21 protein-coding genes and 2 pseudogenes (1 of these 23 only partly in view) are annotated in these 24,228 nt (G+C 66.8%); 12 read left to right on the forward strand and 11 right to left on the reverse strand.

What is annotated here, in order from left to right; all coding sequences use genetic code 11:
• Nucleotides 1-5,850: the 5' end (the start) of a hypothetical protein gene (locus AB4079_RS05695; RefSeq protein ID WP_441786327.1), read on the reverse strand. The gene continues 23,739 nt to the left of window position 1, outside the view; the window shows 5,850 of its 29,589 coding nt (coding positions 1-5,850); its start codon is at nucleotides 5,848-5,850; its stop codon lies off the left edge, out of view.
• Here AB4079_RS05695 and AB4079_RS05700 point away from each other — a divergent pair.
• Nucleotides 5,837-7,255: a hypothetical protein gene (locus AB4079_RS05700; RefSeq protein ID WP_441786328.1), complete on the forward strand. Its 1,419-nt coding sequence runs from the start codon at nucleotides 5,837-5,839 to the stop codon at nucleotides 7,253-7,255. The genes AB4079_RS05695 and AB4079_RS05700 overlap by 14 nt on opposite strands.
• Before the next feature lie 299 nt (nucleotides 7,256-7,554).
• Here AB4079_RS05700 and AB4079_RS05705 read toward each other — a convergent pair whose 3' ends face one another.
• On the reverse strand, nucleotides 7,555-7,899 hold the full coding sequence (locus tag AB4079_RS05705; protein WP_441786329.1) for a YciI family protein: 345 nt from the start codon (nucleotides 7,897-7,899) through the stop codon (nucleotides 7,555-7,557).
• Nucleotides 7,900-8,030: 131 nt separating this feature from the next.
• On the opposite strand from AB4079_RS05705, the gene AB4079_RS05710 reads away from it, so the two are divergent.
• Nucleotides 8,031-8,573: a GNAT family N-acetyltransferase gene (locus AB4079_RS05710; protein ID WP_441786330.1), complete on the forward strand. Its 543-nt coding sequence runs from the start codon at nucleotides 8,031-8,033 to the stop codon at nucleotides 8,571-8,573.
• 52 nt (nucleotides 8,574-8,625) lie between these two features.
• Nucleotides 8,626-8,823, forward strand: a complete 198-nt coding sequence (locus tag AB4079_RS05715) for a hypothetical protein (protein ID WP_441786599.1) — start codon at nucleotides 8,626-8,628, stop codon at nucleotides 8,821-8,823.
• Nucleotides 8,824-8,837: 14 nt separating this feature from the next.
• Here the strand turns inward: AB4079_RS05715 and AB4079_RS05720 are convergent.
• Nucleotides 8,838-9,164, reverse strand: a pseudogene (locus AB4079_RS05720) (IS110 family transposase); the annotation flags it as partial.
• A gap of 319 nt (nucleotides 9,165-9,483) precedes the next feature.
• Here AB4079_RS05720 and AB4079_RS05725 point away from each other — a divergent pair.
• Complete coding sequence (locus tag AB4079_RS05725; RefSeq protein ID WP_441786331.1) at nucleotides 9,484-9,669, forward strand: hypothetical protein; 186 nt, start codon at nucleotides 9,484-9,486, stop codon at nucleotides 9,667-9,669.
• Nucleotides 9,670-10,078: 409 nt separating this feature from the next.
• Here AB4079_RS05725 and AB4079_RS05730 read toward each other — a convergent pair whose 3' ends face one another.
• The gene (locus AB4079_RS05730; RefSeq protein ID WP_441786332.1) at nucleotides 10,079-12,400 is read right to left on the reverse strand and encodes a hypothetical protein; all 2,322 of its coding nucleotides are present in this window, start codon (nucleotides 12,398-12,400) and stop codon (nucleotides 10,079-10,081) included.
• Between the two features lie 3 nt (nucleotides 12,401-12,403).
• Nucleotides 12,404-13,513 carry a ribbon-helix-helix domain-containing protein gene (locus tag AB4079_RS05735; protein WP_441786333.1) on the reverse strand — a complete coding sequence of 370 codons (1,110 nt, stop codon included), beginning with the start codon at nucleotides 13,511-13,513 and terminating at the stop codon, nucleotides 12,404-12,406.
• A gap of 159 nt (nucleotides 13,514-13,672) precedes the next feature.
• On the opposite strand from AB4079_RS05735, the gene AB4079_RS05740 reads away from it, so the two are divergent.
• The 4 genes from AB4079_RS05740 (at nucleotide 13,673) to AB4079_RS05755 (ending at nucleotide 16,924) form a co-directional block, all read left to right on the forward strand.
• Nucleotides 13,673-14,440, forward strand: a complete 768-nt coding sequence (locus AB4079_RS05740; RefSeq protein WP_441786334.1) for an NgoMIV family type II restriction endonuclease — start codon at nucleotides 13,673-13,675, stop codon at nucleotides 14,438-14,440.
• Nucleotides 14,441-14,578: 138 nt separating this feature from the next.
• The gene (locus tag AB4079_RS05745; RefSeq protein WP_441786335.1) at nucleotides 14,579-15,757 is read left to right on the forward strand and encodes a DNA cytosine methyltransferase; all 1,179 of its coding nucleotides are present in this window, start codon (nucleotides 14,579-14,581) and stop codon (nucleotides 15,755-15,757) included.
• Between the two features lie 200 nt (nucleotides 15,758-15,957).
• A complete protein-coding gene (locus AB4079_RS05750) occupies nucleotides 15,958-16,350 on the forward strand; it encodes a very short patch repair endonuclease (protein ID WP_441786336.1) in 393 nt (130 codons plus the stop codon).
• Entirely contained in the window at nucleotides 16,316-16,924 is a 609-nt protein-coding gene (locus tag AB4079_RS05755) for a hypothetical protein (protein WP_441786337.1), read from the forward strand. Before AB4079_RS05750 ends, AB4079_RS05755 begins: the two co-directional genes overlap by 35 nt.
• Before the next feature lie 22 nt (nucleotides 16,925-16,946).
• Here AB4079_RS05755 and AB4079_RS05760 read toward each other — a convergent pair whose 3' ends face one another.
• The 3 genes and pseudogenes from AB4079_RS05760 to AB4079_RS05770 form a co-directional block, all read right to left on the reverse strand.
• The gene (locus tag AB4079_RS05760) at nucleotides 16,947-17,369 is read right to left on the reverse strand and encodes an HIRAN domain-containing protein (protein ID WP_441786338.1); all 423 of its coding nucleotides are present in this window, start codon (nucleotides 17,367-17,369) and stop codon (nucleotides 16,947-16,949) included.
• 251 nt (nucleotides 17,370-17,620) lie between these two features.
• Nucleotides 17,621-17,797 (reverse strand): annotated as a pseudogene (locus tag AB4079_RS05765) (RtcB family protein); the annotation flags it as partial.
• A gap of 67 nt (nucleotides 17,798-17,864) precedes the next feature.
• Nucleotides 17,865-18,611, reverse strand: a complete 747-nt coding sequence (locus AB4079_RS05770; RefSeq protein ID WP_441786339.1) for a hypothetical protein — start codon at nucleotides 18,609-18,611, stop codon at nucleotides 17,865-17,867.
• A 213-nt stretch (nucleotides 18,612-18,824) separates the two neighbouring features.
• On the opposite strand from AB4079_RS05770, the gene AB4079_RS05775 reads away from it, so the two are divergent.
• Both AB4079_RS05775 and AB4079_RS05780 read left to right on the forward strand, forming a co-directional pair.
• A complete protein-coding gene (locus AB4079_RS05775) occupies nucleotides 18,825-19,484 on the forward strand; it encodes an MmpS family transport accessory protein (RefSeq protein ID WP_441786340.1) in 660 nt (219 codons plus the stop codon).
• 56 nt (nucleotides 19,485-19,540) lie between these two features.
• Entirely contained in the window at nucleotides 19,541-20,452 is a 912-nt protein-coding gene (locus AB4079_RS05780) for a DUF2510 domain-containing protein (protein WP_441786341.1), read from the forward strand.
• Nucleotides 20,453-20,455: 3 nt separating this feature from the next.
• Here AB4079_RS05780 and AB4079_RS05785 read toward each other — a convergent pair whose 3' ends face one another.
• Together AB4079_RS05785 and AB4079_RS05790 are read right to left on the reverse strand one after the other, a co-directional pair.
• Nucleotides 20,456-21,109, reverse strand: coding sequence for a response regulator transcription factor (locus AB4079_RS05785; protein ID WP_441786342.1), 654 nt, complete (start codon nucleotides 21,107-21,109; stop codon nucleotides 20,456-20,458).
• A gap of 38 nt (nucleotides 21,110-21,147) precedes the next feature.
• Nucleotides 21,148-22,416 (reverse strand): sensor histidine kinase, encoded by a 1,269-nt coding sequence (locus tag AB4079_RS05790; RefSeq protein WP_441786343.1) that lies wholly within the window; start codon nucleotides 22,414-22,416, stop codon nucleotides 21,148-21,150.
• A 169-nt stretch (nucleotides 22,417-22,585) separates the two neighbouring features.
• On the opposite strand from AB4079_RS05790, the gene AB4079_RS05795 reads away from it, so the two are divergent.
• Nucleotides 22,586-23,134, forward strand: coding sequence for a DUF4352 domain-containing protein (locus AB4079_RS05795; RefSeq protein WP_441786344.1), 549 nt, complete (start codon nucleotides 22,586-22,588; stop codon nucleotides 23,132-23,134).
• Between the two features lie 81 nt (nucleotides 23,135-23,215).
• Entirely contained in the window at nucleotides 23,216-23,584 is a 369-nt protein-coding gene (locus tag AB4079_RS05800; protein WP_441786345.1) for a hypothetical protein, read from the forward strand.
• 63 nt (nucleotides 23,585-23,647) lie between these two features.
• Here the strand turns inward: AB4079_RS05800 and AB4079_RS05805 are convergent, their stop codons facing one another.
• Nucleotides 23,648-24,157 (reverse strand): DUF1003 domain-containing protein, encoded by a 510-nt coding sequence (locus AB4079_RS05805; protein WP_441786346.1) that lies wholly within the window; start codon nucleotides 24,155-24,157, stop codon nucleotides 23,648-23,650.
• Nucleotides 24,158-24,228: the final 71 nt, after the last annotated feature.

A 24,228-nucleotide genomic window follows, 5' to 3' on the forward strand; every position in this document is an offset into this window, starting at 1 on the left:
CGTCAGGGTCGCGTTCGCCGCGCCGGTCAGCGCGGCGCCGTCGTCGACGGTCGCCGTCGTCGTGTCGGTGACGATCGCGAGGGCGACCGACGCGCCGACGCCCAGGTTGGTGGAGCTGACACCGCCCGGCGACGGCAGCGCTGTCACGGTCGTGGCAAGGTTGGACGCGGCCGTCAGCGTCAGGTCGCCGCCGGTCAGGTGGGCCGCTCCGCCAAGCAGCGCGGTGGTGGTCTGGTTGACGATCGCGAGCGCCAGGGACCCGGCGACCGAGATCTTCCCGCCGCCCGCCCCCGAGACCGCCTGCGCTCCGACGACCGATTGGGTGTCCGCACCGTTGACCGTCTCGGTGGCCGACACCGCCAGCGACCGCGCCGCGACCGTGTCACCGGCCGGAAGCGAGGCGACGTTGGTCGCGTCCGCGAGCGTGACGGCGACCGCCGCGCCGATGGTCGCATCCACCCCCTGCGAGGCCGATCCATCGGCGGACGTCGCCGCGTCGGTGTTGGCCGACGACGCGATGGTGACGAGCCCCCCAGAGGTGAGCGTCAATCCCGTGCCCTCGAGTGTGGCCCGGGATGCGGTGGTCGCCACGACCATGGCCACGGCCGCCGCCGCGTTGACTTTGCCGTCGGAGGTGGAGGCGCTCGGCGTCGCGGTCGCCCCCGTGTCCGCACCCCCGTTGGCGCTCGACACGGCGGACGCGTTGCTCCGCTGCGCGGCGACCTGGTCGTCGACCCCGGAGCCGGCTCCCCCGCCGCCACCCGTGCCGGACCCCGCGGTCCCGTTCTCGGGCGCCCCGCCGGCCGAGGCCGTCGCGGTCGCCGAGCTCGCATCCGCCCCGGCCGCCGTCAACGTGATCGCGCCACCGGCCGTGATCGACCGGGCCGTCGTCGCGGTCACGGTGTCGTTCACGATCACCAGCGCGAGGCCGATGCCGACGCCTGCGGTGCCTGCCCCGACGACCGTCGCTCCGGCGGTGGAGGCGGCACCCGCCGTCTGAGACGCGGACACCAACACGGCGCCGGTCGCGGCGAGCGCCCCCGCGCCCGTCCCGATGCGCGCCGCCGTCGTGACCGTCGCCAGCGTGACCGCGACCGCGGGGACCACGGCGACCTTCCCTCCGGTCGCCCCCATCTTCGCCTCGGTCGCCGCGGCACTGACGGCGGTTGCCGTCACGCTCACTCCCGCAGCGCCGGTAACCGTCGAGCCATCGGCGATCGCCGCCCGGGTGGAGTCGGTGAGCAGGTTGAGCGCGACGGACGCCCCGACGCCGACGTTGCCGGACGCGACCCCCGAGCCGTCGGACGGGTCGGCCGCGACGGTCGACGACACGTCCGATGCGCCGGTGATGGTCAGCGCACCCCCGGCGAGCGTCACCGTCCCGGCGACCTGCGCGACAGTGGATGCGTTGACCACCGCGAGCGCGAGCGATCCCGCCACCGACACCTTCGCATCCGGCGCCCCCGCACCGCTGGTCGCTCGCGCGCCGATGGTCGAGGTGTGGTCTCCCGCGTTGTCGGCGACGGTCGCCGCCACCGTGAGCGCAGCCGCGGCCACAGTGTCGCCGACGGGCACGAGCGCCTCGTTCGTCGTGTTCGCCAGCGTGATCGCGACCGCCGCGCCGATCGTCGCGGTGCCGCCGTGGGCGGCCGAGCCGTCCGCCGTGCTGCCCGCGTCCGTGTTCGCCGCCGATGCGATCGTGACCGCCCCGGTCGCGGTGAGCACGACTCCGGTGCCGACGATCGCCGCCCGCGAGACCGCGTTCGCGACGATGACCGCGACGGCCGCCGCGACGTTGATCTTCCCGTCCGCGGTGGATGCGCTGGGCGCCGCGGTCGCGCCGGAGCCGGTCGCGCCGGTGCTCGCCGCCACCCCGTCGGCGTTGGTCCGTGCCGCGCCGACCTGGTCGTCGACGCCCGGCCCCGGTGCGCCGCCCCCGGCGCCCTGACCGGAGTCGGCCGGGTTCTGAGGCGCTCCGGAGGCCGAGGCGGTGGATGCTGCCGAGGTGACGCTGATCCCGGAGGCGCTCAGCCCGATCCCGGCACCGGCCGTGACCGACCGTGCCGCCGTCGCGAGCACCGAGTGGTTCGCGACGGTGAGCGCCAGGCCCAGGCCGACCGCGCCCGATCCGCCGGCGACGGCGCCCGTGGCGGACGTCGCGGCCGTCGCGTTCTGGCTGGAGGAGACGGTGAGTGTGCCGCTGAGGGCGAGCAGCATCCCCGTCCCGAGCCCGGCCGTCGTCGTGACGTCGGAGATCCCGACGGCCGCGTACGGCGCGACGGCCACGTTGGCGGCCGACGCGCCGCACTTCGCGGTGACGCTGAGCGCATCCGTCGAGCTGGCCGTGAACCCGATGTTGCGCGCCCCGGTGACGACCGCGCCGTCGCCGAGCGACGCATCCGTCACGTCGTTGACGATGCCGACCGCCGAGGCCGCGCCGATGCCGGTGGTCGGGGTGCCCGTCCCACCGTCTGCCATGAGGGCGGAGGTGGTGGTCGCCGCGTTCGAGGTGGCGGAGGCCGTGAGGTCCGCGCTGCCACCGGTGAGGGTCACGGTGGGGGCGGTGCCTGCGCCTGCGCTGAGGGAGGCGGTGGTCGACAGGGTGACGGTGGACACGGCCACCGCTGCGGCGACCCCGAGTGTCCCTCCGCTGCCGGCGCCTGCCGTCGCGGTGGTGGTGAAGCGATCCGTGCTGTCGGTGACCCCGGCGGCGTTGCTGGGGTTCACTCCCGCGAAGAGGGTGAGCGTCTTCGCGGTGATGGTGGTCTGCGGGCCGACGTTCGCACGGACGGTTGCGTCGGCCAGGGTGAGGGCGATTGCTGCGGCGATGGTGGCCGTGCTCGGTGGCCCGCGGTTCGCCGGGCTGCCGGTGGCGGTCGACGTCGCCGAGTCGTTCAGCGTCGCCCGGAGGCTGACGTTCCCGGCGGTGATGGTCACCCCGGTGATGGATGCGTCCGCCGACGCCGTGTGGATGGTGAGCGCCAGCGCGGCCGCCGCCGTCACGACTCCCGCCGGGGTGCTCGGCTGCGGCGGTGTCGCTCCGCCGCTGCCTCCGCTACCGCCCGGCAGAGCGCCGCCGGTGGTCGGCGCCGCGTTGTCGGCGAACGTGCGAGCGTCGGTGGCCTGCGAGCTCGGCGTCGCCTGCGCGCCGTCGCCCGGTGCTCCGGAGGCGGAGGCCGACGCGACCGTCGTGGTGGACGACGCCCCGGTCGCCGTGAAGGACACGTCGCCCGTCGCCGTGACATCCCGCAGCGTGGTCGCCTGCACGAAGTGCGTCGCGAACGTCAGCGCGATGGCGATCCCGACCGCCGCGCCCGCCGCATCCACTTCGCCGGTCGCCGTGGTGGACACGGGAGCCTGCTGGGTCGCCGTCGCCAAGAACGTACCGGTCAGCACCAGCGGCGCCCCGGTGCCGACCAGCGCCGTCGTGGAGACGTTGGAGGTGGTGATCGCGATGACCGGCGCAATCGCGATGTCGGGCGATGCCGCTCCCCCGTGCGCTTCGGTCGTCGCGGGAGAGACGGCGGTGGAGGTGAGCGTCAGGTCGTGTGCCCCGCTCAGCGCCGCGCCGTTCTGGATGCTCGCCGACGTCGAATCGTTGACGATGTTCAGCGCGACCGTCGCGCCGATCCCGACCGTCGTCCCGGACACCGTGCCCGGGAGCGCCTTGACCGTGTTCGCGTTGTTGGAGTGGGCGGCGATCGAGAGATCGGAGCCGGCGACCGTCACGGTTCCGCCCGGTGCGACGCTCGCTTCCGTGTTCAGGGTGACGACGTTGACCGCGAGGGAGCCAGCCACGCCGACGCTTCCGGAACCGCCCGCACCCGACGTCGACGTCGCGCCGAACGTGTTGGCCGCTCCGCCGGCCGGCTGCTGCGCGGCCGCGTCGATGGACACCGCGGGAGCCGTCAGCGTGACGCTGCCCACGTACGACGACGTGTCCACGCCCGCGACCGTCACGGCGACCGCCGTTCCGACGCCGGCCGAGCTGCCGCCGACCCCGCTGCCGTCCGCAGCGCTCGTCGCCGTGCCCGACGACCCGGCGTGCACCGAGATGGGCGCAGAACCTGCGACCGGTCCGCTGGAGTCGCTGACCGCGATCACCAGGCCGCCGCCGACCGGCGCGATGTACGCCGTGGTCCGCTGCGTCACATCCGTGAAAGCGAGTGCGCCCGCAATGAGGATCGCGCCGCCCGGTGCGTTCGCGTAGCCGCCCGGGTGCGAGCCCGTCGAGGTGCTGCTGTTCGGGCTGGAGTTGTTGCCGGTCGAACCGCCCGGGCTCGCGTTCGCGACCGTCACCACGGTGGCATTGGAGTCGGCCGCGACGACCAGGCTTCCCGCATCCACCCCCGCACTGCTGTGCGTGTCGATGTAGGCGGCCGTGTTCGTCGTCACGTGCGAGACAGCGATGCCGGCTCCCGCCGTCGCCGCCGTCGCATCGCCGGTGGTGGTCACGCTGGTCTGGTTCTTGGCGATGACCATCAGCACCCCGTGGGCCGAGATGGTGGACGCATCCGACACGTGGGTGATCGCGCTGCTGTCGATGTTCGCCGTCGCGACCGCGGCATCCACGTTCGTGCTCGCGCCCGTGCCGGTGGAGGTGACGTTCGCGTGCATCGTCGACGAGCTGCGCAGCGTGACGTCACCCGTCGCAACCAGCAGCGACGCCCCCAGCACCGCGACCGTGGCCGACGAGGATGCGGTGACCGTGTTGATCCCCGGGATGGAGCCGGCCCCCGGCGTCTGGGACGCGGTCGCCTCCAGGTCGATGGCCTTCGCGTGGATGGTCGCGCCGTTCACCGTCACGGACGCCGAGGCCGGCGAGCCGCCCGTCTGCGTGTCCGCAGCCGCGAGCGTGACGTTGCCCGCACCTCCCGCCCCCCGGGTGTCGATGGTCACACCCGAGTTGACGACGATGGTCGGCGCGTCGATCTCGAGGTCGGCCCCGGCGAGGATCAGGTCGCCGATGACGACCACGGTCACCCCGGTCGCGGTGTCGACGATCTTCAGCGACCCGGTCGGCGCCGCGAACGACACCGACTCCATCGACCCGGTCAGGCTGGTCACCGTCAGCTGGCCGCCGGTGCCCGGTCCGACCTGCAGCGTGTCGTTCGCGGCGCTCCCGTTGATCACCAGGTCGGTCGTGCCGGTCACCGTGATCGGCTCCAGCCCCGCGTACGTGATGGCGTGGCCCTCGAACGTGATCGTGCCCGAGTGGGCGTCCGTCGGGGTGCTGACCACCTGGCCGCCGACGCCGTGGAGCACCAGGCTGTCGAAGCCGCTCCCGCCGCCGTCGAGCGAGCCGCTGATGCTGCCGCCGTGCTCGAACGTGAAGGTGTCCGTGTTGCCGGACGCGCCGGCCAGGTTGCCGAAGCCGCCGAACTGCTGTCCCGCCACGGCGCCCGAGTCGGTGCCGTCTACGGTCCAGTCGGTGTCGCTGCTCGGGCCGTGCAGGGTGTTGCCGCTGCCGGTCGCCGCGATGGAGGCTGCCCCGGTGTAGTCGAGGGATGCGAGCCCGGTGCCGGTCACGCTGCCCGCGCCAGCTGCGCCGACGTTCCACTGCAGCTGGTCGCCGATGACCTTCAGCAGGTCGGCGCCGGTGCCCGCGTACGAGACCGGAACCGAGATCGGACCGGCCGACGTGTCGAACGTGATCGCGATGACCTGCCCGCCGACCGTCGTCACGCTGAGGCCGGTGAGGTCGGACAGTGCCCGGCGCGTGTCGACGCCGTTGTCGGTGACGACCAGGTCGGTCCCGTCGACGTGCACCGAGATGGTGTGCGCCGAGGACGCGGCGTCGGGTGCGTAGGTCCACTGCGCCGGGGTGGCGGCGGGGGTGGACGGGGCCATCGCCGCGAAAGCGGCGAACGTGGTCGGGGTGGATGTGGTGGTCGGGTCGGTGGGAGAGGTGCTCGGGTCGGTTGGGGTCGTGCTCGGGGTAGTCGGTGTCGTGCTCGGGTCGGTCGGGCTCGTGGTGTTCGCCGGGGCGGAGGTCGGAGCCGTCGCGGCCGGGTCGGTCGCCGCCGGGGTGCTGGAGTCGGTGGGGGCCGGGTCCGTCGTCGAGGTCGGGGCCGGAGTGGACGTCGGGTCGGGTGCCGTCGACGGCGTGGTTGCCGCGCTGGTCGCATCCGCCGGCGTGCTCGTGTTGGTCGGTGCGCTCGTGTCGGCCGGCGTGCTCGTGTCGGTCGACGTGCTGGTGTCGGTGGGAGTCGACCCATCGGTGGGCAACACGGCGGCCACGTCGACCGACGCGAGCGACATAGTGGACAGCTCGCGTGCCGCTCCACGTCCGCCGAGCATGACGCCCGCCTGCGCACTGGCGCCGTTCGACACCGGGGTCGACGTGTCGGTCGGGGTCGGTGTCGGAGCGGGGGTCTGGGTGGGTGTCGGAGTCGGAGTCGGAGTCGGGGTCGGGGTCGGGGTCGGGGTCTGCGTAGGCGTCGGCGTCGGCGTCGGCGTCGGCGTAGCCGTAGGCGTCGGCGTGGGCGTCGGCGTGCTCCCGACCTGCGTCGGCCCGGTCGTGCCCGGACCGCACGTCAGCGTGCTGCTGGACGTGGACGTGCTCGACGAGCTGGTGACCGTCCCGTTCCCGCTCGTCGAGGTGGGCGCCTGCGACGGTGTGGATGACGGCGTGCTGCCGGAGCTCACACAGTTCGTGCTACCCGGTGTCGTCGTCGTGCGCGGGGCCGTCGTGGTGGTCGTGCTCGCCGCCGCGCTCTGCTGCCGCGTGAGTTCCGCCGCGGCAGCCGCGACGATCGCCGCCAGCACCCGCGGATCGACCGACGTGACCCGCCGGACCACTGTCGTGGACGGTCCAGACGCCGGTGCCTCACCCGTCCCGGGCACCGTGATCGTGGTGGTCTGGACGACGCTGTACGGCGGTCCAGCGACCGGCACGAGCCGCATCTTCGGAGCCGCGGACTGCGTCCCAACGCTCGGCGAAACCGCCGCAACGGCCGTCCCCGGCGCACCGAAAACTGCCGCCTGCGACACCCCAAGAGCCACCGCCGCGATAATCGCCACGGGCATCCAAATGGCCCGATGCCAGAGCCTCAGCGGAGCATCCGTTCGGGCCTCGCGGACGGCCTCCGGGGCGTGCGTGTTCTCGGCGTCGCGGACGTTCCGTCCGATCGAATGCCGGGACACGTGGCACCCCCAATGCCGTAACAGCGCGGTACCACGACCATCTGGAACGTCATGCGTACTCGAAAAACAACGCTGCCGTTGGAGGCGCCCGAAAAAACCGTGTCTATAAAAAGTGTTGAATGGCCGCGGGTCAGTTTGCGAGAATCCCCGTCACCGAGCCTGAAGATACGCCCGCCGCGAGCGCCCGCGCAACAGCGTCTTCTCCCCTGTGGAAACGGGTGCGACCGACCGCGACCGTCTCGTAATCCCTGGTCAGGCCCGAATCCGGGAAGCACATCCCACACATCCCACGATCAAGGCCCCCAGATTGGGGGTAGGACTCGGCGGCCACCGTCCCGCCTTCACGCCCACCCGCATCCACACTCACGGCCGTATGCCGACCCCGGAATGGAGCCGGCCTCGCGACCTTCAGTACGAGTCCGGGTCGAAGACGAACGGCCGAACCTCCTGCGAGCACCGACACGCCACCGCGATCTTCGCGGCCCACCCCATCGCCTCGTCGAGCGTCGGAACATCGATGATGGTGAGGCCGCCGCTGAACTCTTTCGTCTGCGGATACGTGCCTTCGGTGACCGTCCCGTCCCCCGCGACGAGCACCGGTGCGACGCTCTCATCCTGCCCGCCGGCGAAGACGAGAACGCCGGCCGCTTTCGCCTCCCGAACGACCGCCCGGGCCGCGTCGGATACCGCGGGCAGCTCCTCCTCGGTGACCTGCATGGCCGGGCTGGGAAACAAGATCATGTACCGCGTCATACGTCTCTCCCGCTTCGTCCGCACTTTGTGCCGCCGACCCTACCCCGCCGCCGGCCGACACGGGAATGACCCGCGCGCGACCCGGCCGACACCCGTTGCGGCCGCCGCGACGGGTCGGCTAGGAAGGGTGGATGCTGACCGGAACGGCAGTGGCCCTGCGCGCCCGCCACGAAGACGACATCCCGATCCTCCTCGCCGAGCTGTACGACGACGAGGTCACCGGTTCGCGCGCCCAGGGCCGGCCGTGGCGTCCCACCGTCCCCGGCGCGCAGGACGCGCGCCTGCTCGGCGACAACTCGAAGGACGACGTCGTCTCGTTCTCCGTCGTCTCCCTCGCCGACGACTCCCTCGTCGGAATGGCCACCCTTTGGGGCATCGACACCCACAACCGTTTCGCCCACATCGGCCTCGGCCTACTCCCCTCCGCGCGCGGCCGCGGCTTCGGGACGGACGTGGTCGCGGTCATGTGCCACTACGGCTTCGTGGTCCTCGGCCTGCAGCGCCTCCAAATCGAGACCCTCGCCGACAACCACGCCATGCTCCGAGCCGCCGAACGCAACGGCTTCGTCCGCGAGGGCGTCCTGCGCGCGTCGGCCTGGGTGCTCGGCTCCTTCGCGGACGAGGTGGTGCTGGGCGCCCTGGCGGCGGAGTGGATGGGCGCGCAACCGAACTAGAACGAGCGTCCACCGATCGCCCCCGCCGAACTATGGTCGGACTGTGAAGCGAATGTGGCTGTTCCTCGTCCTCGGCATCATCCTCGTCCTCCTGGGACTGGTCTGGACCCTGCAAGGTTTCAACGTGATCGGCGGCTCCGCCATGAGCGGCTCGACCGTCTGGGCCACGGTGGGTCCGATCGTGCTGGTGGTGGGGGTGGTGCTGATCGTGGTCGCGGTCGTGCGGGGTCGGCGCCGCGGCGCCGGTTGACCAGGTGATGACGGCAGACCGCGCAACCGGTTCGCGGTGTGGTTGATCTGCTTCACAATGTCTTCGTCGAACCCGCAGAGCACGCCCAGCTCGGCGACCGCTTCGGCCTCGATGTTGATCGATCGCAACGCATGCGGGAGAGTGCGGGCGGCCTGGGCGATGATGAACGCGTCCCGCGGGTCGGTCTTGGCGTGCCCGGCGTGCAAGTCCGCGATCCGCCGCATTGCCAGGCCCGGCAGATAGCCGACCAGGATCCCCTCGGCTTGCGCGACCGCGACCGGGAGCGCCCCGATCGTCGCGGGCACGGCCCTCCTTACCGTAGTCGTGCTGAGCGCTTGCATTTCGAGTTCTTACTCGTACGACGAGCCCACCGCGTTACGCCCTGCACCGGTTGATCGGGCCGCCGCGTGTGGGGCCCTCGTGGGCAGCCCCGACAGGACTCGCCCAGCAGAAGGCCGACGAATTGGCTTGTGTCCAGGACGCTGCCGGGAAGTAAGTCCCCAGCAGCGGATCCGCACCAGCCGGGGATCCGCCGCCCGCCACCTCACCTTCCGATCAGCGACCGGGTGGCGGCGTCGCGTGGAATGAGGCGGTTCAATACGCCGAGACCTTTCAGCGCGTCTGCGGCCCGCTGGCGGGTGGGGCAACCCTGAGGACGACGTGTTCCTCAACCTCGGCGGGGACTATCCGGACCCCGACCGCTTCCAGATCGTGGTCTGGGATATTGGAGCGTTAGAGCCGATTGAGAGTGGAGCGACGGTCTGCACATCGGGCCGGATCACCCTGTACAAGGGCGTGGGCCAGATCGAATTGACCGACCCGAGCAAGATCGAAATCTACCGATAGAGAGACGCCTGATGCGCCTGCCCAGGCGGCCCGGCACATGGGAGGGGTCCGCAATCAGCACAGGCGCCCCGTCTTGCAGACTCGAGACCGGAGGACGGCCTTGTGGTGCTGGATCGGTCGAGATTGCCCCCCTCACCGACCACCATGAGTCCGCTAATGTGCATTGCGCAATCGGCCATTAGCGTAGGGTGCGCGCACATCAACACAATTCATCCACCTCAACCGTGACGGCGGCTCCGGGACATTACCGGCTCTAGCCCCGACTTCAGCAAGTATGTCTCTGACGGGACGACCCACGAGCTTTGTCCTTCAGCCGTACCAAGTTGTGCTCTACAGCACACAATCCTCCGCAGCAGCGGCCTACCATCCAGAGGTAGGCCACCGCGTCGCTTGTCGTCACGAATTGCTGTTACAGGTCTTCGTCCAGTCCCATCTGCTTTGTGAGGTCGTCGTAAGAAGGCATCATGAACAGCACCGACCGGGCCACTGCTTGCTGAGCGATCCGGATTTCCGCCTCATTCGCTGGCTTCCCGGAGCGATGCGTCTCCTTGGAATACTCCTCGTCGATGATCAGGAGCCCTAGTCCCACCCCAACCGCATAGCGGTCGGACGAGCGCTGAGCCCCTACGTCCTTCAAGTCTTTAGCTCGCGCAGAGATGTAGGCCTTGTATGGGGCGTAGGTCTCGTTGAGGAAGAGCGTCTTGACCGGAGTCTCACCGAGGGAAGCCAACTCTTTGTAGTCGTCCCGCTCTGCCAATGTGGCCGCGGCAACATCGTCGATGCTTCCGGGAGTTCCGTTGTTCCATGACTCGCCATAAGTCTCTGGAGTCGTCCATACGACCGCGACCTGGCTTCCCGCCGACGACCCTTTAGTGCCTGTCTTTGGTCCGGACGCTCCGCCGGTCGAGATTTCATCGACGATCTGGATCTTGGTTGTGTACGCGAAGCGAGGGCCCATTCCACCAGACGCCTTCAACCATCCATCCAGCTCTGCCACCAGTTCGAACTCCCCTTCAGCAGCTCCCTCCGGCACGTGTAGTTGCACGCGGACATATCCGTCGCGGAGCTTTCCGACGTGAATGTGCTTCGATACATCGATGTCCGCGCTCGTCGTGGAGAATGTCAAATCTCCACGTGCTCCGAGGAAGTCATCCGTAGCATTAAGCATGTACTCGACGTATCGATACTTGCCGTCCTCTAGCACGAGGCGATCCGGACCCTCGAAGGTGGTCGGGTTTGGATAGGTCTCGACCCGCTTACGGACACGAGGTCCCCCGTTGCCTCCGGCGGAGCCGCCCTTCGTGCCAGAGCCGCTGGTCCCGAAGCCCCGGAAGTTGAACGCAGACGAGATCCTACGGCTCACGTCCGTCATTGAACGCCCTGAGCTGGTGTTCGCAACGGCTTCGCGAACGAGTTGGTCATTGATCTTCGCCAGCTGCGGCCAACCACTAATGAAGTCCGCTACCTGGTCTTCGAGCTGAATGGCCGCCTCGTTGGACAGCATCTGCGACCTATCAGGAGTAAAGAGAGCGGTCCGGAGCTCGATGGGTAGGTTGTCCGTCTCGACCAGTACGAAGATGCGCTCGTCCAGCTTGTGAAGTCGTGTCCTCAGCTTGAACTGCGCCGAAGACCAGTGATGGTGGATCTGACCGTTGGACGTAAAGGCCAGAGTGTGGCCTTTCGCCACAAACCTTCTGCGGGACCCCTTGTCCCCGGTCGGGAACACCCAGTACCGGATGGGCAACTTGTAGGTCTGCCCGCCGTAAGAGTAGAGAACCTCATCGTCGTCCGTCGGCCGGTCCGGGCTGGGATTGTCGTCCAGGCGCTTTCCAAGCCCGCGGAGATACTCCCGCTTGCCGCGAGTGACCTCGTTCGTGAACCGCACGGGCATGACAGGGCGGAACAAGCGAGTGTTCAGGATGGTATCGAACGAACGCTCGTCGCCGGACCGGAGCGCCCGGTGGATGCCCTCGACCCCGTACGAGATAAGCGACAGCTGGGTACCGTACGCGAATTCGGGATAGTCGCTCGCCGGCGCGGACCAGGGAACGCCCCCACCAGGAAGCTCCGGGTCCGATGCCACCAGGTAGAACGCGGATTGGGCCTTCCCGAGCGCCTCCCACTGAACCACGGCCACGGAGATAAGGTCCTCGTGCGATCCCATTTCGGGCGCACGACGCGTGACCAACACCACCGCCTTCGCATTCCGATAAGTGCTAGCGCCGCCGATGCCGTACGCTCCCTGGTGCCATGCACTCGAGGTCTTGTGGCTCGACCCCAGTGCGAAAACCGTGTTCGGGATTTGCTCGGGTGTCATGCCGCATCCCTCATCGCGGTACACCACAGTGAGAAGCTTTGTCGATCTGGCAGGATGGTCCGACTCTTTGAATGCAACGGTCACCGTGTCTGCCTGCTGCTGGTAGTTGAGACCGCTCAGCAAGTCGTCCGCCGCCTCTTCGGGGGAAGAGTAAGGCACGCCTTCGATCGCTCCCCATTTCCTGACGGCGAGGCGCTCGAGAACGGCGTCCTGGCTGTTCGTGACCGGTTCGAGGGCCTTGTACTCATAGGAACCGCTTGATGCAAGCAAGCCGTAGTTGTTGTATCGATCTCCTACCGGGCGCTCCCACCGTGTGCCGATCGCCCCTTCGATCATCGCTGCTAGTGCATTCGCGTCCTCGACCGTGGCTGCGTTGATCGCAGCCTCGATGATTTGCCGGTTCGTCTGGTTCATAACTTACTGCTCGCTTTCGTTGAAGATCGACGTCGCTTCGTTGCTGGTTCTTTCCTTCTGGCTCCGCCCTCGAGCGGTCAGCCAGTACCGACCGTCGACGAGTTTTGGCTCGATCAGTCCCCACTCGCGGGCGCGAGCGATGTACCCCTGCGCGATCGAACTCGCGGTGGTGCGCGACCAGGACGGGTTGGCGGCCGCGAAAGTCGCAACGACCTGCTCCCTGTCCGGCGCCTCCGCAGCCACACTTAGGATCTGTCTGAATCCCCACATGTCGCCGGGAGCCCAAGTCTCGAGATAGGTGAGAAATGTCACCATCAGATCTTCCGAGTGAGGAAGGCTGAGGTTTATCCCCGACAGGCCCTTGACCAGGTCCCAGCCGCGCTGAGTAAGCGATGTGGCCTGGTCAGCACCTCGTCGAATGTCGAGCGCTTGCCAGGCGAAGAGGGGCCCGCTGGTCGAAATCGTGTTGTCTTGCTGAGGTGCGCCGATAGAACCGATCGCGAAGGCCTGAAAACCTCTTTCCGCGGACGGCTGCTTATTCACGTTGGTCGGAAAGAGAATGGTCAGCTTTGAAAAGCCGTCCGTAAGGGGTGCACGCTGAAGGCCGGCGCCGAATAGCCACGCGGCTCGAGTAGCGCGGCGCAGGTATTCATCGAAAGGAATCGGTCCGTCTTGCGTATACCTCGCAAGACGGTGCAGAGCCCAGATGGACACGTAATCGCGATTGTGGAAGCCGAGCAATGGCCCTTCAGGTCGCGATACAACGCCGTCGCCTGAGATGACCGGCGCCCGGGACGGCGCGAACAACGCAGTGCCAGCGAGGTCCCGAACCTCCACCTCTTCTCGCTCCCACTCCGGCAAGCCCGCGAGAAGATCCTCCGCGAGGCGGGAAGGAGGTAGCGGCTCGGAACGGACCGGTTCCGCGAGGGAATCGGGCGCTGCCGGATGCACGAGCTCGTTGAGGAGGTTTTCCACCGCTTCCTGAACGAGTTCCGCTCGCGTACGAAAGCCCCCGAGGCCAGCATTGATCTTCTCGTCCATGTCTCGAATGAGGGCGACAGGGAGCGGAATCTTCACTATACGGGAGCCAGCGTCCGGATAATTTGTGCTCATATAGCGACTATATTTGCTCATTGGCCTTTGCGCAAGAGATATATTCGCTATACCTCGTTTTGGGGGGCCCTTCGTGGTGCGTGTCTTCCCCATCTTCGGGTTTGGCGCCGTCTAGGTTTGGTCTCGGCGCCGACCGCAAGCGCCGGAACTGGACGGGCTATGAGCAACGCTCCCTTTGCCGACTCACTGCTGGGATGGAAGAAGGGTAAGTCTGGCCTGGTGCCCAATGCCGCGGACTCCAGCAGCGAAATGTCAAGGGAGATCGCAGCAGCGACTCTCGATCAGCTCGGTATAGATCGCAACACCCAGTCGGGCGTTGTGAATGCGACTACTGGACGCCCGTTGGAACTCGCGGTCGCTCGGACGCTGAAGCTCGACCTCGCTCACGCCGCCCCCACCCGGTCGTTCGAGGTACTGGAAAAGCCGGGCGACGTCACGAATTTCCTGCAGTACGAACATTTGAAGCGAGTAGACGACATAGCGAAGCGCAGTCCCGAACTCCGTACAACCCTGGGCACGGACTACCTGATCAAGCCGGACGTCGTCGTGGCATTGCCGGGCGTCGGCAACAAACGACTCCCGTTTCTTCATGCAGTCGTGTCGTGCAAGTGGACGATCCGTAGCGACCGGGTCCAGAACATCAGGCACGAGTACAACCAACTGATCCGGCACCGACGTGAACGGCTGCCGCACTTGATGACCGTCACCGCTGAGCCGCTGCCAACTCGACTCGCTTCTATTGCGCGGGGCACCGGGGAGGTGGACGCTACCTATCACATCGCGTTTGACGCGATGCAGATGGCCATTACTCGGCTGGCCAAGGCCGGAACGCTGACGAAGGACCAGAAGCGCGCGTGGGATGAGGTAGTCGATCTGGGAAGAGTCAGGCCGTACTCGGACCTTGCCGAGACCATCGCGCGCTGGTGAATGGGCGTTCTCTCGGGCTGCCGACTTCGGCGGGCTACCCAGCGCAGCTGACCGATCACCGGCGAAGTCCATTACTAGTGGGACGATGGAGGTTGCGCGCCTACGCGTTCTGTCGGAGGTCCCACGTACGATGAAGCCATGAGCTCTCCCACCATGATTGATCTGTTCGCTGGCTGCGGCGGTATGACCGTTGGATTCGCGGCGGAGGGCTTCGAACCGATCATGGCAGTCGAATGGGACAAAGCGGCCGCGGCAACATACGCCGCCAACTTCGGTGAAGGTCACGTAATCGCTGGAGACATCGCGCAGGTCGCGGACGAGGACATTCCCGAGGCAGACATCATCATCGGCGGACCGCCATGCCAGGGATTCTCGAACCTTGGCCTCAAAAACCTGGACGACCCGCGCAATCAGCTTTGGCGCGAGTACATGCGGTTTGTCGCAAGAGCGCACCCCAAGGTCTTTGTCATTGAAAACGTGGACCGATTCTCGAAGTCGCCAGAGTTCCAGATGCTGTTGGCCGAAGCTGACCATGGAGCACTCCAAGAGTACGAGCTGCGATTCGGAGTGCTCAACGCTGCCGACTACGGAGTAGCCCAACGCCGGAAGCGAACGATTATCATCGGCTCCAGGATCGGCGCCATCGAGCTGCCGAGCCCCACGCACGATCGTCAACCGCAAGATGAAAGCCTGAAGCGGTGGAGAACTCTGCGCGATGTCATTGCCGGCCTTCCTGCCCAGCCCGCCTCGACAGAGCTGCCGGAGGGCAGCAGCCAGTTCTTTGGGGAATTAATGCCGGGCGTGTTCACAGGTCTGGACCTGCACATCCGAAGGACACCCACACCAAAGAGCTTGGACAGGTACAGCTTCGTTCCGCCTGGGGGCGGCCGCTTCGACCTGCCCACGAAGCTCCTACCGAATTGCTGGGCGAACAAGCCCACCGGCACCACGGACGTCATGGGGCGCCTCCGCTGGGACTTGCCTGCAGTCACCATCCGGACAGAATTCTTCAAGCCCGAGAAGGGCCAATACCTTCACCCTCAATGGGAGCGTGGCGAGTGGGCCGAAGAGTTCGGTAAGCACCGCGGAAACCCCGCTAAATCGGTTGACCGCGTGATCACGCATTTGGAAGCGTCCCTGATTCAGGACTTTCCGCCCAACTACCGGTGGGTCGGGACCAAAATTCAAATAGCCAGGCAAATAGGCAACGCCGTACCTTCCGGGCTTGCTCGCGCGATTGCAAAGCAGATCCGCCCGTCTTTGGACGAGGGGGCGTCAAAGGACGTGCGCGAACTCGATCTTGAGCTCGCATTTTGACTTCTCTGGCGTGCTCGCGCCGCGACAAATAGTTTGGCCCCGAACACAGTCTCATCGTCTAGTTGTGGCGACCCGCGGGAACCAGTGAGCGGATAATTGGACCATGCTCCGGATTGTGCGCAGAGACGCTGCACTTGACAACGCGGTCGGCTGAGTTGCCTCGGCCTAATCCGGCGGTCTCCTGGGCCTCGTCTCCGTCGGTGCAGCGTTCAATGCGATCAAATCGCGGACGCGACACCGCTCCTGAGCTCGCGATTCGGCGGGAGCTGCACAAGTTGGGGCTCCGCTATCGCGTTGACTACTCGCCGATGGGTAATCGGCGGCGGGCAGACATCGTGTTCACTCGAAAACGCGTGGCGATATTCGTGGACGGTTGTTTCTGGCACGGCTGTCCTCAGCACGCGACGTTGCCTGTCCAGAACAATGCTTACTGGGCGCCGAAGCTCCAGAGAAATATCGACCGCGACAGAGAAACGAACGTCGAGCTGGAAGCCGCCGGCTGGACCGTGATCAGGATTTGGGAGCACGAAGATCCCGGAGTAGCGGTCCGCAAGATAGGTGTGGCGCTTCGTCTGGCGACGCCTGCGGGCTAGACCAGCTCTGGCTTCCGCTGATCTCAAGGGCGCAGCCTTCGAGCGGCTGATCTCAGAGGACCTGCGGCTTGCTTCAATTGAGCTTCGCAAGGACACACTCCCCGACAATCGTGGTTCGGACTCATGGAGTCAGACGGATAGCATTTTAGTTGTGCAAGGTATTTCACGAGCCGCATTCGGCCTGGCCTTCTTCGGAGTTGGGGCGACCCTGCTTTTTGGAGCACCCGTGGCGCTAATCAGCGGGTTTCAATACTGGCCGCAAGTCGGTCTCTTCTTCGTCGTACTCGGCGTGGTGCTGCTGATCTGGGGAGCTGTACGCATCACCGCTTCCGCTCGCCGACTTGCCCGAGAGCGCAAGGTGGCCCGCGAACAACGGCGTCGAGGTTGGAAAGACCAGATCGTCGATGCGACTGCCCAGCTACAGAAACTGAGATACTGGCGTTCGGTGGCGGAGTCTTATGGGGACGAGCTCCGTCTCGCGGAGATCGAGGTAGATATTCGCGCCCAAGAGGGACGTATTCAGTCCGCCGTCAATCACCTGAGTATCGACAAGACGGCGCCAGACGATATCTAGCTCGCGCCGGCGTGCGGCCGAGTTAGCGAAGACGAACCCCGCCATTCAGGTGTCGCATGATTTCTGGCTTGGCGGCGACAACTTTGAGCGGCTCGACAGACACAATGATCGCATCCAACACCTGGCCTTCGTCGAGCACCTTCGCGAGTCGACGAGCCTTCTGCGCGTTGTAGTAGCCCACCTTGTGACCCTGGATCACGATCGCGACCGCATTAGGATCGAACGCGTTCATCGGCTCCCGCTTCAGAAAAAGTATGAAGGAAGCCAATAAAGAAGGGGCGAGGAAACGAAGAGGGGAAGGAGCGAATACACGCAGGCACTCTCCGCCCGCGTGGATCTTCGGCCCGCGTTCTTCGCGCGCGATAGCGAATTCAACGTGAGCCGGCGGAATGCTGATGCAGGAGCGAGCAACCTTGACTCGCACGCGAACGAAAGGACGCAGCACCGTGTCCGTAGCGCAGGCTACGACACTGTGGTATCCGGTGCCAGATGAGAGGCTGTCTGCGCCGCGCGCACCCCGCGCTACCGTGAACCATGGTGACCACCCACGACCGATTCGATGACATCGTGACCGCCTTTGTCGGCCGCCCCGGAGTCACACCGCCCACCGCGGGCGGCCCGCGCCGGTTCGGTTCCGACACCCTCCGCGTGAACGGCTCCGTGTTCTGCATGGTCTCCAGCGGCGACCGCTTCGTCCAGCCACACGCTCTTCCCCCAGTGCGTCTCCTTCTGGGTGAAGTTACGGTGGCAGTTGATCCGCTCCACCTCGGTGACACTGGCGCCCATCCACTCGCTGAACTGTCGGACGACCCGGTCCATCATCTCCTCACGGTTGAGCAGGGCGTAGTGCTGTGCCCACCGCAGCTCGGTGATTCAGATTGGCCGCGACGACCCGATCTTGACTCACCCAGTTGCAGGCACGATAGAGGCGATAGGGCAATCAGCCGCCCGACTTCCCCAACCCGTACGTGTACTCGCCCGAGGTCCAGTTGATGGTCGCGTTGAAGAAGTATCCAGACTGTGTGCCGTCACCGTTGTCTTTGTTGCCAACGAAGCAATCGAATGTGGTGGTCGTGTCCGTCAGGTCGTCGGCGGAACCGGACACGGGGTTGCAACTCACGCCGAGTACGGGACCGGTCAATAAGCCCTTGGCGATGTCGTCCTCAGCCATCTTCTTGATGGCAGCCTCGACGGTCGTGATCGTCTGAACTCGCTGCGCTCGCTTGGCATCGTCGGCCGCTTGCTTGGCGGCCGCGGCAACTTTGGCCGCCCGGGCTGCCTCTGCCGCCGCAGCGGCTCGATCGTCGGCCTTTTTCTTCGCAGCGGCTTTCTCCTGCGCCACCTCTTGCATGTGAACGTTGTTCGCGACAACTGCCGCTGTCACCCCACCGGCGACCAGCAGGGCTACGACAACGGCAAGACTCATCCAGAGGACAGATCGCTTTTTCCTGGCGGTTCCCTCGGGCACGTCCGTGACGCCTGAGGCCTCGACGCCCTCGGCAGGGTCGGCAACCTCCGACGGGGCATCTTCCGTTTCAGCGGGCGCTTCGTCTCCGGATACCTCGGACCGCTCCTGCGGGACGACGCCATAGACCGGGCGCGCGTCGCCGGTCCACTTGTCACCGTCCCAATAGACTTCCTCGTCGCTGTTCTGCGGATTGGGGAACCAGCCGGGTGGAGTGCTCATTCGGGTGCCTCTCGCTACTCAGACCCGACCGTACCGAACCTGAGAAGACCCACACGACCCCACCTTTGGGGCAAAGGATGCCGACACGCTTCTCTCAGCGAACACTCACCCCCACTCTGGGGTTGGAAGAGGATGTCTCAACTCTGAAAGTCTGTAAAGGCTTGGGGGCTGAGGCCTCCACTGCGCTTCCCACACAGCAAAGGACCTTTGAGAATGAGCACCCTTCCTCCGCCGCCCGCACCCGAACAGCAGTACGCGCCCCCCGCACCCGCCCAGACCGGTAATGGTCTCGGCGTCGCAGCGTTGATCCTCGGAATCCTCGCGCTGATCGGAGCGTTCATCCCGTTCCTCAACTACGGTGCGTGGTTCCTCGGCCTGATCGGACTCATCCTCGGCATCATCGGCCTGCTCCAGAAGAACAAGAAGAAGGGCGTCGCGCTCACGGGCACGATTCTTTCGGGAGTCGCGATCATCCTCTCGATCGTTCTCGCCATCGTCTACACCGCAGCCTTCGCGTCCGCGGTGAACACGGAGATCAAGAAGCAGGATGTTGCGGCAACCCAGCCCGTCGACGTTGTCTACGACGTGACCGGCACGAGCACCGCCACCAACATCGTGTACTCGACGTACTCCGACGGTGGCTCGAAGTCCGAGACCGCTTCGGACCAGCCGCTGCCGTGGACAAAGTCGATCACCGTCAAGAAGGGCGGCACGTTCGACTTCAGCAGCTTCAGCGTCGTCGCGACCGCGGGCGCTGATGGCGGAGATCTCGCCTGCAAGGTCACCGTGGGCGGCAAGGTCGTATCCGAGCAGACGTCGTCCGGCCAGTTCGCGACGGTCAGCTGTTTTGCGACCGGAACCGACGGCAAGTAAAGCGACACTGGGTCCCGGCCGGAGAATTCCGGTCGGGACCCGGCCTCGAAACAATCGTGACTAACGCTCCCGCCGGGTGGTACCCGGACCCCGAGTATCCCGGACAGCAACGGTATTGGGATGGTTCCTCGTGGACTGTCAACCGTGCCCCGACTCTGACTCCCGCCACCCCGAACTCCGCCCCCGCGGACCACACCCCGAGTCGTCGATCCGGGGACTCCACGCAGGCCGTTCTCGGTCTGGTCCTCGCGATCCTCGGCTTCGTCCTCGGGGTGATCCCCTTCGCCGCGTGGTTCGCCTGGCTGCTGTTCGTTCCAGCGCTCATCCTCGCCATCCGTGTTCTCGTGCAGCGCCGGCCCGGCAGAGGGCAATCCACTTCCGCGATCATCGTCGTGGGAGTCGGGTGGATGATCTCCCTCGTCATGGGACTTGGATCGTTCGGCGCACTCGCTGACAACCCCGAGTCGCAGGCGAACGTCCCCACAGTCGCGTCATCTACGCCGTCCGCGAGTGCGACGCCGGCAAGCCCCACGCCCCCGAGCACGAGCACACCGACAGTGCCCGCTTCGCCCCAGACTCCGGGGATCGGCCAGGCCGTCACCAACCGTGCTGGTGTGTCGTTCACCGTCACTGGCGCTCAGTGCGGCCTCGGCGCTCAGGACAACGTGTTCGGCGATGTCGCTCCGAAGGGCCAGTTCTGCAAGGTCGACTTCGTCGTGGCCAACGGAAGCACCGGACCGCAGGTTCTAACGACGACGGACGTATATGGGTATATCGGGAACGGCCGCTACCAGGCGGAAACGAACCTGGGCACGTTCGGCGACGACTTCTACTCCACGACGGTCAACCCGGGGCTCAGCGTCAACTGCACCGTATTCTTCGACGTCCCGTCGGGCGCATCGCTCGATCGTGTGAAACTGATGACCGGTTGGTGGGGAGGCGATGGAGCGACTGTGACGCTCCGTTAGCGGTCAGGCGCCGGAGCGGGCAACCACGACGGCGAGCTCGGTGCGCGTCCGCACGCCCCACTTGGTACGAATGGCCGCGAGTGTCGACTTGACCGTCGTCTCCGCGACGAAGAAGGCTTGAGCCAACTCGGCATCCGACGCACCATTGGTGAGGGCTACCGCGAACTCGCGCTCTCGCGGCGTGAGCTGACCCATCTTCGCGACGGCCTCGCGGCGTGCGTCTGCACCACGCGAGTCCCGCACCCACATCGAAAGCTGACGCGCCGCACGCGGCGAGAAAGCCGCGTCGCCGGCCGCGACCTGCCGGACCGCGTCGATGATCCGCTGCGGGTCCTCGTCCTTGAGCATGAATCCGGACGCTCCGGCACTGACCGCGTCGAGAACGCGACCGTCTTCGTCGAACGCGGTCATCATCAGGAATCGCGGTGAGGCCTCAGCGAGCGACTGGACGACCGCCACTCCATCCATCCGTGGCATCCGCACGTCGCACAGCACGACGTCCGGGCGGTGCACCGTAATCGCGGCGGCGACCTCGTCGCCGTCGGAGCACCGAGCGACGACCTCGATGTCGTGCGAGGCACCGAGGACGGCGGTGATCCCAGCTGCCGCCATCGGGTCGTCGTCGACGACGAGCACACGGATGCGGCGGTCGGTCACGAACGGATTCTATCCAGCCGAGGACGCGCCACCCAAGCTCACGGGCGTGCCGGTGACCACGGCATCCACGCGACTACCGCAAAGGTGCCATCCGCGGTCGCACCCGCCCGGAAGGAACCTCCGACCAGCGCCACTCGCTCGCTCATTCCGCCGAGCCCATGGCCACCGCCGACCGACGTCGGCGAGGTTCCGGACGAAATCCAGTTGGATGATGAGACCGTAATCCCCGCGCCCGGGCCGCCGCGCACCTCGAGGCGGACGGGAGAGCCGGGCGCATGCCTGCGTGCGTTCGAGAGCGACTCCTGAACGATCCGGTAGCAGGCGTGGGCGACCTGCGGGTCGCAGGACGACATGTCTTCGACGAGCAGTTGCGCGCGCACATCGAGGCCATCCCGAAGCGCGTCATCGATCAGGCTTGGGATCTCTGCCAGACCCGTGCCGCCCGGCGTCGCGGCCGGATGCCGCAGCACGTGAACGACGTTTCGCAATTCGTCGAGCGAGGTCTGAGCCGTCTCTCGCACCGCGCGCGCCGCTGCGGCCGCCTTCTCGTCCGATCCTCCGACGGTCAGCTCCAAGGCGCCGGCGTGAAGGGACAGCGAACTCAGCTTGGCGGCGAGCGTGTCGTGCAACTCGCGCGCGAGCTCCTGCCGCTCGCGTTCCCGCTCGACCTGCTGGTGGAGTACGGCAACGTTGCGGTTGGCTGCCGCTGTCCCCCGCGTGGCCGCGTCCCTCTCGGCCCGCAGCCGCTGGGCGAACCCGAAGGCCGCGAACGGGACCACGGCCACCGCGGCGAGGATGGGCACCACCCAGAACAGTGCCAGGCGCGCGGGCGTGCCCTCGGCGGGGTCGCCCACGAAGCCGGCGAGCAGGGACGCGTGCGTCGCAACATCCCACGAGAAAGCCACAACGACCCCGACATACGTGCCCACCACGAGAGCCCAGCGGCGCCAGCCTGACGTCGCCGCGGTCACCGCAGCGACACTGACGAGGACGGTCATCGGGGATGTCGGGAAGACGATCGTCCCGCTGATCGCCAGAACCGACACCAGGAGCGGGTACTTGTGCCTCCACACCAGCATCACCGAGACGCCGATCATCGCGAAGGTCCCGGTTGTCGCGAGCAGCTGCACGGGAGCCGGGAACGTGGTCGTCCCCGCGCCATGGATGCCTCCCGCGGAGATAGCGAGAAGCGAGCAGACGACCGCCAGGCTGATCGACCCCACAAGCGCCCAGGCCCGCCGAGCACGCGAAGGTGCTGCAGGATCTGCCGGCGTCCGAACGCTCGGCGTGGGAGGGGGGACCGTCATGCTCCGATCGTAGGGGCGTGACGTGAGCGGCCTGTACCGCCTTTCGGAGGGACGCGTACCCCTCCTTTCGTGCACTCACGTCGGACCGAACCGAGGTGCCGCCCGCCCCGCCTCTCACGGTCTGCTGGTGGAAGCCGAAACCGGCCCCGCGAACTCACCAGGAGGCATCATGTTCCGTCGCATCACCGTCGTCACCGCCGCAACCGCCATCGCAGGCGCGCTCGCTCTCACCGGCTGCAGCGCCGGAACGCCCGCCGCAGGCGGGACCAGCAGCAACTCGTCGTCCGCGGCCCCGGCGGCCCCTGCTGCGGCTCCGTCCGCGCCCGGGCTGAACACGCCGGTCAAGGCGGGGTCCTTCGAGTACACCGCACTTGACGCGAAGGACGTCGGCAACACCGTCGGCACGTCACCGCTCTCGAAAACCGCTCAGGGCACCTTCATCCAGGTCGACCTGAAGATCGCGAACACCGGCAACAGCGCAGCGACCTTCATCGTCAACTACGTGAAACTCGTCGACGCATCCGGCAAGACTTTCGACGCCGACCCGACAGCAACCCTGTACGTCAGCCCGGACGCGAGCGCCTGGGTCGCCGCGATCAACCCCGGCAATGCGATCCAGGGCGCCATCCTCTTCGATGTCCCCGCCGGGACGAAGGCGGCAAGCATCCAGGTGAGCGACAACGCGTTCTCCAAGGGGCAGACGATCACGCTCGGCTGACCGGACCGGCGGCGGGCGGAACCCGAACCGCCCGCCGCCTTCGACCCCTCCCGCGAGCCGCCACCCGCGCTACCGTGAACCATGGTGACCACGCACGACCGATTCGATGACATCGTGACCGCTTTCGTCGGGCGTCCCGGAGTCACACCACCCACCGCGGGAGGCCCGCGCCGGTTCGGTTCGGACGCCCTCCGGGTGAACGGCTCCGTGTTCTGCATGGTCTCCAGCGGAGACCGCTTCGTCGTGAAGCTGCGCGCTGAGCGCGTGCAAGAGCTCATCGCCGCGTCCACCGGGGAGCCGTTCCGCGCGGGCAAGAAGAGCCCGATGCGGCAATGGCTTGTGGTGACGGACCCGTCGCCCGGCCTCTGGGAGTCGCTCGCCGAGGAGGCCTACACGTTCACCCGTGCCGACGGCGCCGCGCCAGAGAGGCGATCTGTCTCGTCGTCGTGAGGCTTGGCATTTTCATTTTCGGTGTGACGAACATCCAGGAGCGCAGCTGTAGGCGCTCCCGTCTCACACTCCCGTCGTCTCCCCGGCGGCAGCCACCTGCTTCGCCTGCACATCGGCGAGCACCCGAGCGTGGATCTCCTCCGTGAGCGAGTGGATCAGCCGGGTCAGTTCCGTGTTCTCCTTCAGCAGCGAGCCCTGCTCCTGGTAGTCGTGGTCGGCTTTCGCCTGCTGGAAGACGGCCTGCCGGTTCTGTCCGATCATCACGAACGTCGACAGGAAGATCGCCTCCAGCGAGACGATCAGCGTCAGCGTCGGCCACGGCGAGTTCTCGAAGACCAGCATCCACACCCCGAACAGGACGATGTGCAGGTAGACGAACCACATCGAGCCCGCGAAGGATGTGATTGCGTCGGCGACGCGCAGCTGAACGCTGGCAGCGCGGTGCTCAGCCTCCGCCAGCACGGTCGGATGCAGGGCGCTCCGGTCGGCGTTCTTCAGCAGGATGCGCGGGCGAAGGTGCGGGACGGGGTGCTTCACGGCGACAGCGGTGACGTCAGCCTTGGTCATGGTCATCTCTCCGAGGTTCGGGCGGGGCCGGCCCTGCCGGTCAGCACGAGACTAGGGCTCCCCGCTATCAGCAAGGC

Source organism: Leifsonia sp. 2MCAF36, from assembly GCF_052115525.1.
GTDB lineage: Bacteria > Actinomycetota > Actinomycetes > Actinomycetales > Microbacteriaceae > Leifsonia.

Excerpts from the sequence above, each read along its gene's own strand:
- AB4079_RS05710 (WP_441786330.1), top strand. The coding sequence starts at position 8,031 with ATGCTGACCGGAACGGCAGTGGCCCTGCGCGCCCGCCACGAAGACGAC.
- AB4079_RS05775 (WP_441786340.1), top strand. The coding sequence starts at position 18,825 with ATGAGCACCCTTCCTCCGCCGCCCGCACCCGAACAGCAGTACGCGCCC.
- AB4079_RS05730 (WP_441786332.1), bottom strand. The coding sequence starts at position 12,400 with ATGAACCAGACGAACCGGCAAATCATCGAGGCTGCGATCAACGCAGCC.
- AB4079_RS05740 (WP_441786334.1), top strand. The coding sequence starts at position 13,673 with ATGAGCAACGCTCCCTTTGCCGACTCACTGCTGGGATGGAAGAAGGGT.
- AB4079_RS05745 (WP_441786335.1), top strand. The coding sequence starts at position 14,579 with ATGAGCTCTCCCACCATGATTGATCTGTTCGCTGGCTGCGGCGGTATG.
- AB4079_RS05770 (WP_441786339.1), bottom strand. The coding sequence starts at position 18,611 with ATGAGCACTCCACCCGGCTGGTTCCCCAATCCGCAGAACAGCGACGAG.
- AB4079_RS05715 (WP_441786599.1), top strand. The coding sequence starts at position 8,626 with ATGTGGCTGTTCCTCGTCCTCGGCATCATCCTCGTCCTCCTGGGACTG.
- AB4079_RS05805 (WP_441786346.1), bottom strand. The coding sequence starts at position 24,157 with ATGACCATGACCAAGGCTGACGTCACCGCTGTCGCCGTGAAGCACCCC.
- AB4079_RS05790 (WP_441786343.1), bottom strand. The coding sequence starts at position 22,416 with ATGACGGTCCCCCCTCCCACGCCGAGCGTTCGGACGCCGGCAGATCCT.
- AB4079_RS05735 (WP_441786333.1), bottom strand. The coding sequence starts at position 13,513 with ATGAGCACAAATTATCCGGACGCTGGCTCCCGTATAGTGAAGATTCCG.
- AB4079_RS05800 (WP_441786345.1), top strand. The coding sequence starts at position 23,216 with ATGGTGACCACGCACGACCGATTCGATGACATCGTGACCGCTTTCGTC.
- AB4079_RS05705 (WP_441786329.1), bottom strand. The coding sequence starts at position 7,899 with ATGACGCGGTACATGATCTTGTTTCCCAGCCCGGCCATGCAGGTCACC.
- AB4079_RS05795 (WP_441786344.1), top strand. The coding sequence starts at position 22,586 with ATGTTCCGTCGCATCACCGTCGTCACCGCCGCAACCGCCATCGCAGGC.